The sequence below is a fragment of the Serratia sp. Nf2 genome (genome assembly GCF_003028435.1).
In the GTDB taxonomy this organism is placed as follows: Bacteria; Pseudomonadota; Gammaproteobacteria; order Enterobacterales; family Enterobacteriaceae; genus Serratia; species Serratia marcescens_L.
This window is the reverse complement of record NZ_PYTW01000001.1, coordinates 223,046-239,895: the sequence shown is the minus strand read 5'-3', so window position 1 is coordinate 239,895 and position 16,850 is coordinate 223,046. Positions and strand designations below refer to the sequence as shown.

At 61.6% G+C, this 16,850-nt stretch carries 15 protein-coding genes; 5 read left to right on the top strand and 10 right to left on the bottom strand.

What is annotated here, in order from left to right; all coding sequences use genetic code 11:
- Positions 1 to 139: 139 nt before the first annotated feature.
- From C9411_RS01080 to C9411_RS01055, 6 genes are all read right to left on the bottom strand, one after another.
- Positions 140 to 1,045 (bottom strand): ROK family protein, encoded by a 906-nt coding sequence (locus tag C9411_RS01080; protein WP_063989982.1) that lies wholly within the window; start codon positions 1,043 to 1,045, stop codon positions 140 to 142.
- Between the two features lie 17 nt (positions 1,046 to 1,062).
- Positions 1,063 to 2,346: a Gfo/Idh/MocA family protein gene (locus tag C9411_RS01075; RefSeq protein ID WP_107226266.1), complete on the bottom strand. Its 1,284-nt coding sequence runs from the start codon at positions 2,344 to 2,346 to the stop codon at positions 1,063 to 1,065.
- A gap of 19 nt (positions 2,347 to 2,365) precedes the next feature.
- A complete protein-coding gene (locus C9411_RS01070; RefSeq protein WP_060439858.1) occupies positions 2,366 to 3,478 on the bottom strand; it encodes an ABC transporter ATP-binding protein in 1,113 nt (370 codons plus the stop codon).
- 21 nt (positions 3,479 to 3,499) lie between these two features.
- Positions 3,500 to 4,318: a carbohydrate ABC transporter permease gene (locus tag C9411_RS01065; RefSeq protein WP_004938251.1), complete on the bottom strand. Its 819-nt coding sequence runs from the start codon at positions 4,316 to 4,318 to the stop codon at positions 3,500 to 3,502.
- A 10-nt stretch (positions 4,319 to 4,328) separates the two neighbouring features.
- Positions 4,329 to 5,270, bottom strand: coding sequence for a carbohydrate ABC transporter permease (locus tag C9411_RS01060; protein WP_107226265.1), 942 nt, complete (start codon positions 5,268 to 5,270; stop codon positions 4,329 to 4,331).
- Between the two features lie 78 nt (positions 5,271 to 5,348).
- Complete coding sequence (locus tag C9411_RS01055; protein WP_107226264.1) at positions 5,349 to 6,602, bottom strand: sugar ABC transporter substrate-binding protein; 1,254 nt, start codon at positions 6,600 to 6,602, stop codon at positions 5,349 to 5,351.
- Between the two features lie 465 nt (positions 6,603 to 7,067).
- Here C9411_RS01055 and C9411_RS01050 point away from each other — a divergent pair, with 465 nt between their 5' ends.
- The 4 genes from C9411_RS01050 to C9411_RS01035 all read left to right on the top strand — a co-directional run bounded on the left by C9411_RS01050 (position 7,068) and on the right by C9411_RS01035 (position 12,289).
- Entirely contained in the window at positions 7,068 to 8,738 is a 1,671-nt protein-coding gene (locus C9411_RS01050) for a DUF4091 domain-containing protein (protein WP_107226263.1), read from the top strand.
- A gap of 155 nt (positions 8,739 to 8,893) precedes the next feature.
- Positions 8,894 to 10,615: an ornithine lipid synthase OlsF gene (gene olsF, locus C9411_RS01045; RefSeq protein WP_025302952.1), complete on the top strand. Its 1,722-nt coding sequence runs from the start codon at positions 8,894 to 8,896 to the stop codon at positions 10,613 to 10,615.
- 101 nt (positions 10,616 to 10,716) lie between these two features.
- A complete protein-coding gene (locus tag C9411_RS01040; protein ID WP_063989977.1) occupies positions 10,717 to 11,499 on the top strand; it encodes an N-formylglutamate amidohydrolase in 783 nt (260 codons plus the stop codon).
- Between the two features lie 76 nt (positions 11,500 to 11,575).
- Positions 11,576 to 12,289, top strand: coding sequence for a flagellar brake protein (locus C9411_RS01035; RefSeq protein WP_025302950.1), 714 nt, complete (start codon positions 11,576 to 11,578; stop codon positions 12,287 to 12,289).
- Positions 12,290 to 12,332: 43 nt separating this feature from the next.
- On the opposite strand, the gene pdxY is transcribed toward C9411_RS01035, so the two are convergent.
- From pdxY to C9411_RS01020, 3 genes are read right to left on the bottom strand one after another with little or no spacing between them, the layout of a single operon-like run.
- Positions 12,333 to 13,175, bottom strand: a complete 843-nt coding sequence (gene pdxY, locus C9411_RS01030; protein ID WP_063989976.1) for a pyridoxal kinase — start codon at positions 13,173 to 13,175, stop codon at positions 12,333 to 12,335.
- 3 nt (positions 13,176 to 13,178) lie between these two features.
- Positions 13,179 to 13,895: a glutamine amidotransferase gene (locus C9411_RS01025; RefSeq protein ID WP_107226262.1), complete on the bottom strand. Its 717-nt coding sequence runs from the start codon at positions 13,893 to 13,895 to the stop codon at positions 13,179 to 13,181.
- Positions 13,892 to 14,146 (bottom strand): hypothetical protein, encoded by a 255-nt coding sequence (locus C9411_RS01020; protein ID WP_063989974.1) that lies wholly within the window; start codon positions 14,144 to 14,146, stop codon positions 13,892 to 13,894. The genes C9411_RS01025 and C9411_RS01020 overlap by 4 nt, the downstream gene beginning before the upstream one ends.
- A gap of 66 nt (positions 14,147 to 14,212) precedes the next feature.
- On the opposite strand from C9411_RS01020, the gene C9411_RS01015 reads away from it, so the two are divergent.
- Positions 14,213 to 15,517: an aminotransferase class I/II-fold pyridoxal phosphate-dependent enzyme gene (locus tag C9411_RS01015; RefSeq protein ID WP_107226261.1), complete on the top strand. Its 1,305-nt coding sequence runs from the start codon at positions 14,213 to 14,215 to the stop codon at positions 15,515 to 15,517.
- Here C9411_RS01015 and C9411_RS01010 read toward each other — a convergent pair.
- Positions 15,514 to 16,500: an MsnO8 family LLM class oxidoreductase gene (locus C9411_RS01010; protein ID WP_107226260.1), complete on the bottom strand. Its 987-nt coding sequence runs from the start codon at positions 16,498 to 16,500 to the stop codon at positions 15,514 to 15,516. The genes C9411_RS01015 and C9411_RS01010 overlap by 4 nt on opposite strands.
- Between the last annotated feature and the right edge of the window lie 350 nt (positions 16,501 to 16,850).

Here is a 16,850-nt window from a genome sequence, read left to right as displayed (position 1 = left end):
CCGAAAGCGGTGTCAACGCAAAGTGAAAACGGCAAATTCGTTATTTTTCAGTCGACAATTCTCGCGATGGCTTTATTCGGCCCTGCGGCGGCGAAAGCCGCAGCGATAATTCGGTAGCCGCCGGGCTTTCACTGTTTTTTTATGCCGCCGCCTGTAATAGCGCCGCGCCGCGCACGCCGCTGCTGTCACCGTGCACCGGCGGGAATACCGCTGCCGGTTCCACGCCTGGCAGCAGCCAGCGCCGCATCGCCGTCGGCAGCAGCCGATACAGCTCGCCGACGTTCGACAACCCACCGCCCAACACGAAGGCATCGACGTCCAGCAGCAGCTGCAAACCGGCCAGCGCGCTGGCCAGAATGTCGACGTAGACGGTCATCAGCCACTGTGCGAGCGGATCCCCCGCGCGGTAGCTGGCGACCAGCGCCGGCACGTCGGCGGCGGGATGGGCAACGTGGCGGCTCAGCGCCAGCAGCCCGCTGCCGGAGACGTAGCGTTCAAAGCAGCCGATCAGCCCGCAGTTGCAACCGAACAGCGGCAGATCGTAACGCTGCGCCAGCTGGGCCGAGATCGGCATATGGCCCCATTCGCCCGCCAGCCCGTTGCGCCCCTTGTGCAATTGCCGGTTCACCACCAGACCACCGCCGGCGCCGGTGCCGATGATGGCGCCGAACACCAGCGGCAGATGGGCGGTTTGCGGCGTGCTGGCTTCCGACAGCGCGAAACAGCGGCAGTCGTTCTCGATGGCGATCGGCCGCGCCAGCGCCTGCGTCAAATCATCCGCCAGGCAATGCCCGGTCAGGCAGGGCACGTTGACCGCCAGCTGGCGGCGGCTGACGGGATCGGTGATCCCCGGCAGGCCGATGCCGATGCTGCCGCGCGTATGCAGCTCGCGGTCCGCCTGCTCGACCAGCCCGGCGATGCAGGCCACGAACTCGCCATAATCGCCGGTTGGGGTGCGCACGCGCTGAAGCAGTACCTGATTGAGCCGGCGATCGTAAGCGGCCATTTCGATCTTGGTGCCGCCGATGTCGAAACCGTAACGCATCTCTCTCGTGCTCATGGTCAGGCTCCGTTCAGGGCGATCACCGCCGCTTCGCGGCGCGCGCGTTCGGCGGCGAACACCATCAGGTGGCTCTCCAGCGCTTCCGCCGGGCCGGCCAGCACCTGGCTCGGATCGTTGGCGCGAATGGCCGCGATAAAGTGCTGCATCAGGTAGTAGTCGCCGCCGCCGTGGCCGGCCATGGCGTGCAGATCCTGGCCGGCGTCGGTGTCGTAATGCGTTTCACCGTCGTCGAGGAACGAGGTGATGCGGATATGGCGGCCATCGCCCTCCAGGCAGCCGCGGCTGCCGAAGATGCGGGTGTGGCGATCTTCGTGGCGGGTAAAGGCCGTCATGGTGAACGACGCGGTGCGGCCGCCGGCGAACTGCATGTTGACCACCTGATGATCGACCACGTTATTGTCGCAGCGGTAGACGCAGCGGCCGTAGGGCCCGTCGCGCAGCGCCGCCCGCAGCGTCGTCTGGTCGGGTTCCGGCGTCAGCACGCGCAGAAAGCCGGGCGTGGCCTTGTGGTCGTCGCCCAGATAGATGCGTTTGGCGGAATAGGGGCAGGACGCCTCCACTGCGCAATCCAGGCAGTTGTCCGCCGCGCCAGCCGGTTGGTTTTCCCGGCGGAAGTGGCGCAGGTTACCGAAGGAGCTGACCTGCTCGCAGGGCTGTTCCATCACGTAGCGGATCCAATCGATGTCGTGGCAGGATTTCTGCAACAGCATAAACGCGGCCTGCCGATCGTTGCGCCAGTTGCCTCGCACGAAGGAGTGCGCCTGATGCCAGTAGCCGACCGGCTCCAGGTGTTGCAGGCTGACGATGTCACCGATCGCGCCGTCGCGCAGCAACTGCTTGAGCTTTTGGGTATAGCGGGTGTAACGCAGCACGTGGCCGACCGAGAAGATCAGCTTTTGGCGCACCACCTCGGCGACGATGGCGCGGCACTCGTCGGCGTCCGGCGACAGCGGTTTTTCCAGCAGCATGGCGTAGCCCTGGCGGGCGAAGGCCAGCGCCGGTTCCAGGTGCATCTGATCCTGAGTGCAGATCAGCACCGCGTCGGCCAGCTTGCCGGCATCGGCGGCCTGGCGCCAGTCGGTGAAGACGTTTTCCGGCGCGATGGCGTGCTGCGCCACGAACGGCTCGCGGTAGGCGTCGCGCGGTTCCGCCACCGCCACCACCTGCATCAAATCGGGGTGCGCCAGCGCATAGCGCGAGTAGATTTCACCGCGCGCGCCGGCGCCGACCACCAGCACCCGTACCGGGCGCTGGGCAACGTTGTTGGGTTGTGTTGACGACATTGCTGATACTCCGCTGTTGTTATTTGAGGTTTTGGCCGCTGAGCTCGTCGAACAAATGCGCGCGCGTCAGATCGAATGCCAGATGAACGCTTTCGCCGAGACGCGGCTCCCAGTCCGGCAACGACGCCATGCGCAGCACGAAACGCAGGTCGGCCAGCTCACAGTGCAGCAGTTCTTCGTTGCCCATGCGCTCGATGGTGACGATCTGCGCCGGGAAGCAATTGGCGCTGCCGGGCGCGCACAGCCGCAGGGACTCCGGCCGGATACCGAGGCACACCCGCGCATGCGGATAGTCCGCCAACTGCCGTTGCAGCGCCGGCGGCAGCTCGAGCGGGTGCTGCAGGCCGATGCGCAGCCGCACCGTTTGGCCGTCGCGCACGATCGCCAGATCGTGCAAATTCATCGACGGGCTGCCGATAAACTCGGCAACGAAACGGTTGGCGGGGTGGTGGTACAGGTTGATCGGCTTATCCACCTGCATGATGGCGCCGCGGTTCATCACGCAAATGCGATCGCCCATGGTCATCGCCTCGACCTGATCGTGGGTGACGTACACCATGGTGGCGGCGGCGCCTTCCTGCTTCAGCTGGTTGTGCAGTTCGATCAGCTGCACGCGCATCGACACCCGCAGCTTGGCGTCGAGGTTGGACAGCGGCTCATCGAACAGGAACACCTTGGGCTTGCGCACGATGGCGCGGCCGACCGCCACCCGCTGGCACTGGCCGCCGGAGAGCTGGCCCGGCTTGCGCTGCAGCAGGTTGGTGATCTCCAGTTTTTCCGCCGCGTCGCGCACCCGGCGATCGATCTCGGCCTTGCTCTCTTTGCCGATCAGGCCGAACGCCATGTTCTTGTACACCGTCATGTGCGGGTACAGCGCATAGTTCTGGAACACCATGGCGACGCCGCGATCCTTCGGCATGCTGTCGTTGACGCAGCGATCGTGGATCAGGATTTGCCCCTCGCTGACGCTCTCCAGCCCGGCGATCATCCGCAACAGGGTGGATTTGGCGCAGCCGGACGGGCCGACGAACACCATAAATTCCCCGTCCTCAATGTCCAGATTGACGCCGTGCAGCGCGTGGAAACCGTTGGGGTAGACTTTTTTAACGCTGTTTAACTGAATTCCGGCCATGTCGTTTACCTTGTCTGCGCGTTAGCCTTTCACCCCGGCGCTGGCGATGCCCTGGATGAAATAGCGTTGGAAAATAATGAACAGCATCAGCATCGGGATCACCGCCATCAGCGCCCCGGCCATCAGCAACGGGTATTCCACCCCGGCGCGGCTGGAGAGCGAGGCGAGGCCAACCGGCAGCGTCAGCTTCTCGGTGGTGGTATTGACGATCAGCGGCCACATCAGGTTGTTCCAGCTCCACAGGCCGTTGATGATGACGCAGGCGATAATGCCCGGCCGGATCAGCGGCAGCATGATGCGCCAGAAGATGGCGAAGTAGCTGTAGCCGTCGATCAAGGCCGCTTCTTCCATCTCCTTCGGCACCGCCAGAAAGAACTGGCGCAGCAGGAAGGTGGCGTAGACGCTGAAAATGCCCGGCAGCACCAACCCGGTGATGCTGTTGACCAGCCCCAGCTTCTGTACCACCAGGAATTGCGGGATCAGAAACGCCTGGCCGGGCACCATCAGGATCGACACGCACACCAGGAACACCGCGTCACGGCCGCGAAAATGCAGGCGCGAGAAGCCATAGGCGGCCAGGGTGGCGATCGCCATCTGCAGAGTGACGGTGAAGAAGGTCGCCAGCAGCGAGTTGAGATAAAAACCGGCGAACGGGATTTCGTGCATCACCCGGCCGTAGGCCTGCAGGCTGGGGTGCGCCGGCAGCAGCGTCAGCGGGATCTGGATGCTTTCGGCCTGGGTTTTCAACGAGGTCACTAGCATCCAGATAAAGGGCACCACCGAGGCCAGCGCCGCCAGCCCCATAAACAGGTACACCAGCGTTTTCTTGCTTGCGTTCATGAGCAGCTCCTCAGCTGACTTTCAGGCGCTTGCCGATCGCCATTTGAATCAGGGTGATCACCAGCGTGACGGCGAACAGCACCACGGTGATGGCGGAGGCGTAGCCTTTTTCCTGCAGGTAAAACGCGTACTTGTAGAATAGGTTGGTGACGGTCATCACGTCGTTTTCCACCAGCGCGCGGTCGAACATCAGGAACACCACGTCGAAGACTTGCAGGATCTCGATAAAGCTCATCACCGACACGAAAAACAGCGTCGGTACCATCATCGGCAGCGTGATGCAGAAGAAGCGCCGCAGGGTGCCGATACCGTCGATATCCGCCGCCTCATACAGCTGGCGCGGAATGCTCTGCAGCCCGGCCAGCAAAATGATGATCTTCAGCGCCAGCGACGACCAGATGATGATGATGGACACGCTGATGCGCACCACGTCCGGATCGGACAGCCAGGCGACCGGCGCAATGTGCAGCAGGCCCAGCGCCTGGTTGATCAGGCCGAAATCCTTGTTGAACAGCCATTGCCACACCATGGCCACCGCCGCGGGCATGGTGACCGCCGGCAGGAACAGCAGGGTGCGCAGCAGGCCTTTGCCACGGATGTTCTGGTTGAGGCCGATCGCCAGCAGCAGCGACAGGCTCAGACTGATCGGTACGCACACCACCACGTAGAACAGGGTGTTGGCGGCGGCGGTGTAGAAGTCGTCGTCTTCGAACAGGTTGAGATAGTTATCGACGCTGATGCTGCTCCAGCGCATGAACTGGTTCAGATCGGTAAAGCTGTAAAAAATGTTCTGCAAAAAGGGGACCAGGTAAAACACCGTGACCCCTAACAGCAGCGGCAGGATCATCACCCAGCCCCAGAAGCGTTCGGCGCGTTCGAGCCGATTGAGCGCGGGGCGGGCGGTGCGCCGGGATGATTTCAGGGTGACCGTAGCCGTTTCTGCCAGCGACATGTTGCCATTCCTCACCTATCACTTTCAGCGTGGGTCCACCGCGGCGCACGCTCGGGGCAGCGCGCCGCAGCGGGGCGATTACTGCTCCATGACGCGCGCGATCTTCTTGACCGACTTGTCCATTTCCTGCTTGGCGTCCGCGCCCATAAAGATTTTCTTCAGGCTGGCGATCCACATGTTCTGCCATTTCGGCGTATTGGTGCCGGCGGTGGGGTAAGCCTGGGTCACTTCAAGGGTCTGGATGTAAGGCGAGACGTCGACTTTCTGGATCTGCTGCGCCCAGACCTTGGCCGCCGTCTTGTTGGCCGGGATCACCACCTTGGCCAGCTCCGCCTGCGAGGCTTCGCTGCTCATGAAGGCGATATATTTCCAGGCGGCCTGCTTGTGGGCGCTTTTGGCCGACATGGCGAAGGCCAGGCTGTGCGCTACGCCGGACTGCCGTTCGATTTTCGGCATCATCACCACGCCGATGTGATCGTTGATCAGCGGGTTGTTGGCGAACGGCGCCGCCAGCCAGGAACCGGCATAGACCATCGCGGCGCGGTTGGACTGGAAGATGTTCTCGGTTTTGACTTCGCTCATTTGCTGGGCGCTCGGCATCAGGCCGTCTTTCATCATGCCCTGCAGCTGCTGGTAGACCCAGATGGATTTGTCGTTGGCGATGTCGGTGGGCTGGCCGTCTTTCGGCACGATGTGATTGCCGTTTTGGAACAGCAGGTTCATGTAGCTGTCCTGGCCGTCGATGCTGAGATCCATCACCAGCGGGAAGGCGGCGCCTTTCAACCCATTTTTCAGCGCGGTAGCCTTGCTTTTCAGGTCGTCCCAGCGCCAGTCGCTGGTGGGGTAGCTGACGCCGGCCTGATCGAACAGTTTTTTGTTGTACCACACGGCGATGGAGTCGACGTCGCGCGGAATGGCCATCTGTTGGCCGTCGTACTGGTAGGCTTTCACCGAACTGGCGACCACGTCGTCCAGTTTAAGGTCGCTGTCCTTAATATAGGGCGCCAGCGGCTCCATAATGCCGTTTTTGGCGTATTGCACAAAATAAGGCATATTGATCCAGAATATATCCGGCGCCACGCCGCCGGCGGCAGCAGAATCCAATTTAACGAAATACTGCGCAGAGGGCGTTAATTCTATTTCTATTTTTATATCCGGGTTGGCCTGTTCAAAGCGTTTGGCGATTTCCTGTTCGGCAGGTAATTGGTTTCTGTCCCAAACGGCATAGCGCAATGTTATTTTATCTGCGGCGTGGAGCAGGGTAGGTAATAATAATGCGCTGGCAAGAATAGAGTGCGCCAGCAGGCGTCCGGTATTTTTTATCGGTGACATTGCTTTCCCCTCGGTGAGCGACGAATAACGTTTTTCGCAACATAAATTCTTTCTATCCCTTAACTTTCAATGTGTCAATACACCCCCGGATGCCCAAAAATGGGGCGCGAATGTTTCACTGTTGTTAAAACCGAAAGGCTTTCACGGCCAAGTGAAAGGTTGTTTTGTTCACATTTCGTTAACCTGCTGGTGGGTTTTCTCCCTGCTGTCGCGGCATTTAGCGGCCCTCGCCGGCATAGGAATAACTGATAACCCTTGCACCATAATGGGGATTAAAAACATTTTTATTGTGCAAGCATCAGCTTCTTTCATTTTTGTGATGCAAATAAACAAAAAAATCGGATTGCGGCAGTCAAAGAAGGGCGTGGGAACGATTTTTATTACCGGCTATTGTCTGTGGCGATAAAAGGCGCTAGCCTGAATTTCACCGTGTTTATTCGTCCAAAATAAAGAGGGCAGAACATTATGCACCTGTCTCTGGTATTTACCCATTGCCTGGAGAAAGTATTTCACCGCCACAGCGTGCCATCTATTTCCGTGGAGGAACGGCTGAGCGGGTTAAATAACGAGGTGCTTTCCTGGCAGGCGGTGTACTGTTTGCAAACGCCGGGTAACGAAACCCGCCATGAGCTGTGTTATCAACTCGACGGGCCGCTGGCGGAGTATATCAGCGTGCGCCAGGTGCAATCGGTGCCGAGCGGGTTTCCCTGTTATCGCGAGACCGACGAGAATTACCTGACGACCGAGCCGGGCTTATTTCCCGATCCGCTGATACCGCTGCCGCAACGGCGTTTTTTCGCCGCCTGCCGCTATTATGGCAGCCTGTGGTTGACCCTGACGCCGCCGGCCGACGCGCAACTGGCCGGCGACTTTCCGTTGACCCTGCGGCTGCTGGATGCCCAGAGCGGCGAGGCGCTGGCCGAGGCCACGCTCACGCTGCATCTGGTGCCGGTGGCGTTGCCGCCGCAAACGCTGTTGCACACCGAGTGGTTGCACACCGACTGCCTGGCGGATTACTACCGTCTGGCGGTGTTCAGCCCGGATTACTGGCGCGCGGTGCGCCACTTTGTGCGCTGTGCGGTGCGGGCCGGGGTCAATATGCTGCTGACGCCGCTGTTTACGCCGCCGCTGGATACCGCCGTCGGCGGTGAGCGCACCACGGTGCAGCTGGTGAGGGTGACGCGATCGGCGCAGGGGTATGGCTTCGATTTCAGCCGCCTGGCGCAGTGGGTGGCGCTGGCGCAGGAAGAGGGCATCGAGCACTTCGAAATCGCGCCGCTGTTTACCCAATGGGGCGCGGCGCATGCACCGAAGATCGAGGTGGAAGAGCAGGGTGAGCCACAACGGCTGTTCGGCTGGCATACCGATGCGCAGGGCGAAGCGTATCAGCGTTTTCTGCAGGCGCTGCTGCCGGCGTTGACCGCCTGGTTCCGCGAACGAGGGCTGGAACGGCAGGTGTGGTTCCATGTTTCCGATGAGCCGACGCTGGACAACCTGGCGGCCTACCGGTGCGCCGCCGCCGCGCTGCGGCCGTTGCTGGACGGCTTCCGCACCTTCGACGCGCTGTCGGATTTCGCTTTCTATCAGCAAGGCCTGGTGGAAACCCCGGTTGCCGCTACCGACCATATCGATCCCTTTATCGAACACCGGGTGCCCGGCCTGTGGGCCTATTACTGCTGCGTGCAGAAGACCGAGGTCGCCAACCGGTTCTTCGCCCAGCCTTCGGCGCGCAACCGCATATTGGGCGTGCAGCTGTATCTATATCGCATCGCCGGCTTTCTGCATTGGGGATTCAACTTCTATAACAGCGCCCATTCGCGCGAGCGTATCAATCCGTACGCGGTGACCGACAGCGGCCATGCGTTTCCCTCCGGCGATCCGTTCGTGGTCTATCCGGGCGAGGATCTGCAGCCGGTGGAGTCGCTGCGCCTGCGGGTGCTGCACCAGGGGCTGCAGGACATGCGCGCGCTGCAGCTGCTGGAGAGTTTGACCGACCGGGCGACGGTGGAGGCGCTGATCGAACGCGAGCTGGGCATGCGCATCACCTTCAAGCGTTATCCGCACCAGGCGGGGCCGCTGCTGCGTCTGCGCGAAACGGTGAACCGCCGCATCGAAGCGTTGCTGGCGCCGATGTGAGGGCAAGTGGGGGCGAAAATGCGTCTTTCGCCCCCAAATCGCCATTACTTTGCTATACCTGATAGTCGATGGATTCATTTTATTGTCATGTAACTGACACGTCAGAGTCACGGCTCTGGCTTAAGTTTGCAGCGACTACGTCAGGAGATAACGCGATGTTCAGCCTGGATTCTCTGTTGCAAGATGCATTTCCACACCGCAATACCCCTGCCTGGCAGCGCAGCCTGCTAAGAACCCTTCTCTTCGAAAAAGAATTCAAACAGTTCGCCGCCGACTATCCCCACCTGAAAGGGCTCGATCTGATCGAGCAGGTGGTGGACTACTTCAACCTCAGCTGCGAGCTGGTGGACGGCGATCTGGAAAACATTCCGAGCCAGGGGCCAGTGGTGCTCGTCGCCAATCACCCGATCGGCTCGCTCGACGGCCTGGTGCTGCTGCGTGCCGTCGCAGCGGTGCGTCCGGATGTGAAAGTGGTGGCCAGCCAACTGCTGACCTACATCGAACCGCTGCGCAACCTGTTCGTGCCGGTGGATAACGTCGCTTATAAAACCAGCCGCAAGCAGATTGAAGGCATGCAGCAGCAGCTGGACAATCAGGGCGCGCTGATCCTGTTCCCGGCCGGAGAAGTGTCGCGCATGAGCCCGAAGGGTATACGCGACGGCCACTGGCATACCGGCTTTCTGCGCCTGGCCGCCAAGGCGCGCGCGCCGATCGTGCCAATCCACATCAGCGCGCGCAACAGCAACCTGTTCTACTTTACCTCGCTGGTTTACCGGCCGCTGTCGACGCTGCTGCTGGTGCGTGAAATGTTCCAGCAGCGGGGCGGACGCATCAAGATCCGCGTCGGCGGCCGTGTGCCGTTCGCCAGCTGGCACGACGGCCACACCAGCGCCAAGGATCTGGCGGAGCGTTTTCGCCGCCACGTGTATCGCCTGGGCCAGGGCAAACCGGGGCTGTTCGCCAGCGAGTCGCCGATCGCGCTGCCGGAAGAGCGTCTGGAGCTGAAAAAGGCGTTGGCGAACTGCGAACGGTTGGGGGTAACGCCGGACGGTAAAACCATCTACCTCTATCGCCGCCGCGACGAAGCGCGCACGCCGATCCTGCGCGAGCTGGGGCGTCTGCGCGAGATCGCCTTCCGCGCGGTAGGGGAAGGTTCCGGTCGCCGCCGCGATCTGGACAGCTACGACGACGACTATTATCACCTGGTGCTGTGGGATGAGGAGGAGCTGGAGATCGTCGGCGCCTATCGCTTTATCCCCACCGCCGAACAAATCGAACGCAAAGGGCTGGAAAGCATCTACAGCAACAGCCTGTTCCACTACGACCGCGATATGGAACCGATCCTGGCACAGGGCATCGAGCTGGGGCGTAGCTTCATTCAGCCGGCCTATTGGGGCAAGCGCGGGCTGGACTATTTGTGGCTGGGCATCGGCGCCTACCTGTCGAAATACCCGCAGTATCGCTATCTGTTCGGCCCGGTGTCGATCTCCGGCGGCATGCCACTGGCGGCGCGCGATTTGCTGATCGCCTTCTATCGGCTCTATTTCTCGCCGGATCACGCGTTCGCGCAGTCGCGTCGGCCTTATCCCGCATCGCTGCCGCAGGTGCTGGCGCAGTTTGCCGGGGACAACTACCAGGAAGATCTGGTGCGGCTGAAGAGCCTGCTCAGCAACATCGGCTGCTCGATCCCGACGCTGTACAAACAGTACACCGAATTGTGCGAGCCGGGCGGGGTGCAGTTTATCGACTTCGGCACCGATCCGGCGTTCAACAACTGCATCGACGGGCTGGTGCTGGTGGATACCACTCGGCTCAAGCCGTCGCGGTATCAGCGTTATATCGCGGTGCACCAGCCGCAGCCAGCCGAGACGGCATGACTACAGTCTGACTCATGCCTTTTTGATCTAAGCACGACCTTGGGGCCGGCGACGGGATAGCGCTACGATAAACGCTTTGCTTTCCACCGCCGGAGCCCGTCATGCCTCACTCGTTTATCCCGCCGTTATTGTCCGCCGATGAACCTTCTGCCGCTGCCGTTGAAATCCCGCGCGGCAAAGCGCCCTTTTTGCTGCTGTGCGATCACGCCGGCAAGGCGATACCGCAATCCCTCGGCGATCTCGGTTTGCCGCCGGGGGAGATCGAACGCCACATCGGCTGGGATATCGGCGCGCTGTGCGTGTCGCGCCATCTGAGCCGTCAGCTGGACGCCACGCTGATCCACCAGCGTTACTCACGGCTGGTGATCGACTGCAACCGGGCACCCGGCATTGCCAGCTCGATCCCGCATTTGTCCGAGCTGACGCCGATCCCCGGCAATATCGGTATCGACGCCGAACACGCGCTGGCGCGCGAGCGCGAGGTGTTTTTGCCGTATCACCACGCCATCGACGATCATCTGGGGCAACGCCAACTGCGCGAACTGCCGACGGCGGTGATCGCCATGCACAGTTTTACGCCGGTGTTCAAAGGGGCATCGCGCCCCTGGCAGGTGGGGCTGCTGTTTAACCGCTACCCGGAATTTGCCCATCTGCTGGCCGAGTTGTTGCGCGAAGAGGGGGATTTGCAGGTGGGGATCAACGAACCCTATGCGATGACCGACGCCACTGACTACACGTTGCCGGTCCACGCAGAACGTCGCGGTTTGCCTTATGTCGGCATCGAAATCCGCCAGGATCTGATCGCCGACGAACGCGGGCAACAGGCGTGGGCGAAACGTTTCGCACGCCTGTTGCCGCAGGCTTGGCAGCGTTGGCAAATTTGACTTTAGGAATATTCCCAGAGATGATAACCGTAAGGAATACGTAATACGTCATTAGAAAAAAAGTCAGGAGAGACGTGTGGAGCACAGCGATAACGGACTGTTTATCAAACGGGAGCGTTTTGAAGTTCTGGCGATTCTGCGTGAAATTTGCAAACAACGCACGCCGCTGCGCGTAGAAAATCAGCAGCACCGGTTTCAAAGTCTGTTATTGAGCGTCGGGCCGGACAATATCGTGTTTAGCGGTGAGGAGGCGGAAAACGCCATCGACGGCGCCTGCACCATCGTGATTGAAAGCAACGACGCCAAAATTGAGTTTTCCGTCGGCCAGGCGGAACTGACCGAACATCAGGGCGTCCAGGCCTGCTCGACTCGGCTGCCGCAGGAGTTGGTCTACATCCAGCGCCGTCGCCAGTTCCGCATCACCACGCCGCACTGGCGCCAATTCTTCTGTACCGGCGAATACCCGGACGGCACGCCTTATGAGCTGCGGATCCACGATCTGTCCGCCGGCGGCGTCGGTTTGCGTTTCGACGGCCCGCTGCCGGATTTCTTTCAGCCGGGTCTGCAGTTCAAGAAAGCGGAGTTGGATCTGGGCAGCTACGGCAGCTTCAAGGTCAACATGGAGCTGGTGGTGGTCAACGACGATCAGGAAACCGACGATAACGACCAGGTGGTGCACTTCTCGCGCCTGTCGTGCCGCTTCCTCAAGCTGGGGCTGGCGATGGAGCGCAAAATTCAGAGCGCGGTGTTCGCCTTCGAGCTGGATTTCAACAAAAAGAAAAAACGCTGATATTTATCAGGGGCGGCACGCTGCCCCTGACTCTCCACAGGCCTTACGGTTTTAACGCCCGCAGGCTGCCGATTTCTTCCCAACCGAAATGCGCCGCTTCGGCCAGCACGTCGCACACTTCGCCGCCGGCGGCGACCACGGCTGCGTCGAGCGCGGCGCCGTGCAGCAGATGGCTGACCAGCAAGGCGGCGAACAGATCGCCGGTGCCTTTGACCGCCGATTTCACCTTCGGATGGGTAAAGCACTGCGTTTCCTGCCGGGTGACCAGCATCAATCCCACCTCGTCTTCGTGCTGCGCGACGCCCGGCGCGCTGGTGACCAGCACCCATTCGGTGGTGTCGTTCAACAGCGCCTGCGCGGCGTGCTGCGTCTGCTCTTGGCTGCTCAGTTGCCGGCCGCACAGCTGTTCCAGTTCGAAGCCGTTCGGCGTCAGGCCGTTGGCCAGCCGCAGGAACGGCGAGCGATAGCAGCTGACGATGCGCTCATCCACGTAGATCCCTTCGCCGTAATCGCCCATCACCGGATCGATATAGATTTTTATTTGGGGATTGATCGAGCGCACCCGCTGCAGCCAGTTGGCCAGAATATGGCACTGCATCGCGTCGCCCAGATAGCCGACAATCACCGCCCGGGTGCGCTTCATCACGCCACGGGCGATCAGATCGTCGAGAAAGCCGCCGAACCACTCGCCGGAGATGACGCCGCCGTGCGGCTTGCCGTAATAGGGCGGGCAGCCGAAAAGTACGCTAGGCACCTGCAGCGCTTCCAGCCCCTTTTTTAACAGGGCGCGGTAGGCGATACCGTTGCCGACGCTGCCGTAGACCACCTGAGATTGAATGCTGATCACATCGATGGACGGTGATCGCAAGGGAGCAGTTTGTTGCATGAGTTACATCCTTGGTTCGTTATTATCCAGCCAGCGTGCGAAAACCTGCCGCGCGCGCTGTTCCAGCTGTGCGCCGTGGCGCGCCGCCTGTTCGCGCAGGCTCTGGGGCGCGATGTCGGCCAGTTCCAGCTCGCAGGCATGGCCAATCAGCCAGCGTTCGATATCGCGATGATCCGCCTCCAGATGGAACTGCAGGCCGAGCGCGAACCCCTGATAGTCAAAGGCCTGATGCGGGCAAACCGCCGTGCCGGCCAGGCAGCGGGCGCCCTCCGGGATCATGAACATATCGCCGTGCCAGTGCAGCACCGGCGTATCGGCCAGCGGCGCCAGCACCGAGTCGTCTTGTGCCGTGAGCGTGGTCAGCGGGGCGAAGCCGATCTCTTTGACGCCGAGCGAGATCACGTCGGCGCCCAGCGCCTGAGCGATCACCTGGGCGCCAAGACACACCCCGAGGGTCGGGCGCCGCTGCGCCAGGCGCTGTTTGACCAGCGCCAATTCATGGTCGAGAAAATCATAGCGCAGCGCGCCGGAAAAGTGCTGGGCGGCGCTGATCGGCCCGCCGAGCACCACCAACAGATCGGTCTCTTCATTATTGATAGCACGAATATCATCACGCCCGGCATCGTAATAGTCGATTTGATAGCCACGCAGCGAGAGCAGGGAACCGAGGATGCCCAGGTTTTCGAAATTGACGTGTCGAATAGCGACGGCTTTTTTCATTGTTTAACCTCGTGAGCGTGGGTGAACGGCGTCAGCGCCAGCGACTCGCCCAGTACGGTGATGCCTTGCGCGCCGCTCTGGTAGACGATGCGGCGTTCGCTGATCTGGCTGAGCTGCACCTGATACCCCTGCGCGGCCGGAAACAGCGCGCACGCCTGCTCCAGCTGATCGGCCGCCCAGGGCGTGAACATCTGCAGGCGGGCAAAGGCTTTTCCTGCATACTGAATGTCGAGCACGTAATGTTTATCCATGGAACCCCTTACTTTTGGCCGCGGAAACGGGTAATCTATTTTGAACTAGTACAAAAGGATTTATGTATGACTTCATTGTATGCAAAAGGCGGCGGCGCTGTCCAGATTGCCGAGCAGATCGCCGCACGCATCAAAGACGGCGCACTGCGGCCGGGCGAGCTGTTGCCGCCGGTACGCCAACTGGCGGCGGAGCTGGAGGTCAACCCGAATACCGTCGCCAGCGCTTATGCCCGATTGCGTGATGCCGGCCTGGTGGCGACGCGCGGGCGGGCGGGAACGGTGGTGCTGGAACCGCCGCTGGCGGCGGTGAGTGCGGCCTATGTGCCGCGTCAGGTGCCGGCGGGGATGTGCGATCTGGCCAGCGGCAACCTGGATGCCGCCCTGTTGCCGGCGTTGGCGCTGGGTGCGACGGAGGTGTTCCCGCAGCAAAACGGCTATGACATCAGCGGCGATCTGCCGGTATTGACCGGTCTGGGGCGTGAGTGGCTCGGCCGCCAGGGCGTTAGCCTGGGGGAACCGGCGGTGTTCTCCGGCGCGCTGGACGCGATGGAAAAGGCGCTGCGCTGCCATGTGCAGCCGGGCGCGGCGGTATGGGTGGAAGATCCCTGCTGGCCGCCGCTATTGACGCTGCTGCGCCACCTGCGTCTGCGGCCACTGCCGCTGGCGATGGATGAACAGGGGTGCCGGTTGCCGGAAAGCGGAGCGGCGGGCGCGGTGATCCTGACGCCGCGCGCCCACAATCCGACCGGCGCCTCGCTCTCTGCGCAGCGCGCGCAGCAGTGGCGGCGTTTTCTCAGCGAAAATCCGCAGTGTCTGGCGATCGTCGACGACTTCTGGGGGCCGCTGTCGCAACAGCCGCTGCATCTGCCGTTCGACGGCGATGGCGGCCTGTACGTGCTGTCGCTGAGCAAGTTTCTCAGCCCGGATCTGCGCATCGCGCTGGCCTGCGGCAACCCGACGTTGCTGCAGGCGATGCGCGCCGATCAGTACATCAGCGAGCGCTGGGTCAGCCATATCTTGCAGCAGATTGCCGCCAGACTGTGGGGGCAGGCCTTGCAGGAAGGGCAGCTGCAGCGGGCGCAACAGGCGTATCAGGCCAGAAGGGATGAACTGGTGCGGCGGCTCAATGCGCTGAATCATACGGTGCTGGCGGTAGGTGAAGGGCTGCATCTGTGGTTGCCGGTGCGGTCGGAAACCGCCGCCACGCAGCTGATGGCGCAGCGGGGGTGGTTGGTGCAGGGCGGCGAGCCTTTCCGCCTGAAGGGCGATCCTGCGATCCGCGTCAGCCTGGCCAACGTGGTGCCGACGCAGCTGGCGTCGTTGGCGCAGGATCTGGCCGACGCCATGCGGATCCGCGCGGCGATCAACTAGGCCGGCGTCAGGTTCTCCTCCGCCAACTGTCGTAGTGAGGTTAACCGGGCGGTCGGTTCGGCGATCGGCGTGTCGATGATGAACTCGTCCACGCCGTACTGCAGCTGCAGCTGCGCCAGTTGCTGATGCACCTGCTGCGCGGTGCCGAGCAGGATATGGTTTTCTCGCGGCTCGATGCGGTAGTCGGTGGCGCCGGCCTGCTGCACGAAACTTTCCGCCTGCGCCAGGCTGCCGACGGTCACGCTCTGCTCACCGGCGACATGTACGCGGTATTGCTGTATATCCGCCGCCAGCGCCGCGGCCTGTTCCGCACTTGGCGCCACGATCGCCGCTACCGCCAGCAGCGCCTTGCGGCCACCGCTCAGTGCGGCATAGTGCGCCAGTGCCTCCCGGATATCTTGCGGATTGCCGTTCAGATGCGCGGCGAACACGAAGGCCCAGCCGGATTCGGCCGCCAGCGTCGCGCTCTCTTTGCTGGCGCCGAGCAGGAAGCGCTGGGCGGCATGCGGCGGCAGCGGCGTGGCGCTCAGGCCCGGTTCGGCGTCGTCGTTCAGATAGGCGGTCAGCTGCGACAGCTGCTGTGGAAAGGCCGGTTTGTGTTGCCGGTCATGGGCGGCCTGCAGCGCCTGGGTGGCGAGCGGCAGCCCGCCGGGCGCTTTGCCCACCCCGAGATCGACGCGCCCCGGCGCCAACGCCGCCAGCAGGTTAAAGTTTTCGGCCACCTTGTAGGCGCTGTAGTGTTGCAGCATCACGCCGCCGGAGCCGATGCGAATGCGCGACGTCTGGCCGAGCAGGTAGCCGATCAGCACTTCCGGCGACGGGCAGGCGAGCTGCTGCGTGTTGTGGTGCTCCGCCAGCCAGAAACGTCGGTAGCCCCAGCGTTCCGCCTGCTGCGCCAGATGCAGCGTGCGCGCCAGCGCCTGCGCGGCGCTTTCCCCGTCGGCGATCGGACTCTTTTCCAATATGCTCAAGGCATAAGCCATTTTCCCGCTCCTTTCCTCATCAGATATGCCTGACAAATACCATGCGGACGGCGTGCGCCTTAATACTGATTGGCGATAGGATATTCCATTGATCCAAAACGAATTTGGATATGCGCAGAACGGTAAAACAAGCGCGGGCTTCACGCCGCGGGATTCCATGATTAACAATAAAATAATTATCATTATAAGCATTTTTTGTTGCGAAAATGTTATATTTTCCCGCTTTACTCATGGGGCAAAGAACCTCTAACCTGGATATCGTTATGCCTGCTGTTCCTGTCTCGGGGGATCTTTCTGTGCCCGTATTCGACCAATGTTCACGCGTTGGAGAAAATAATGAGTAAAGGAGA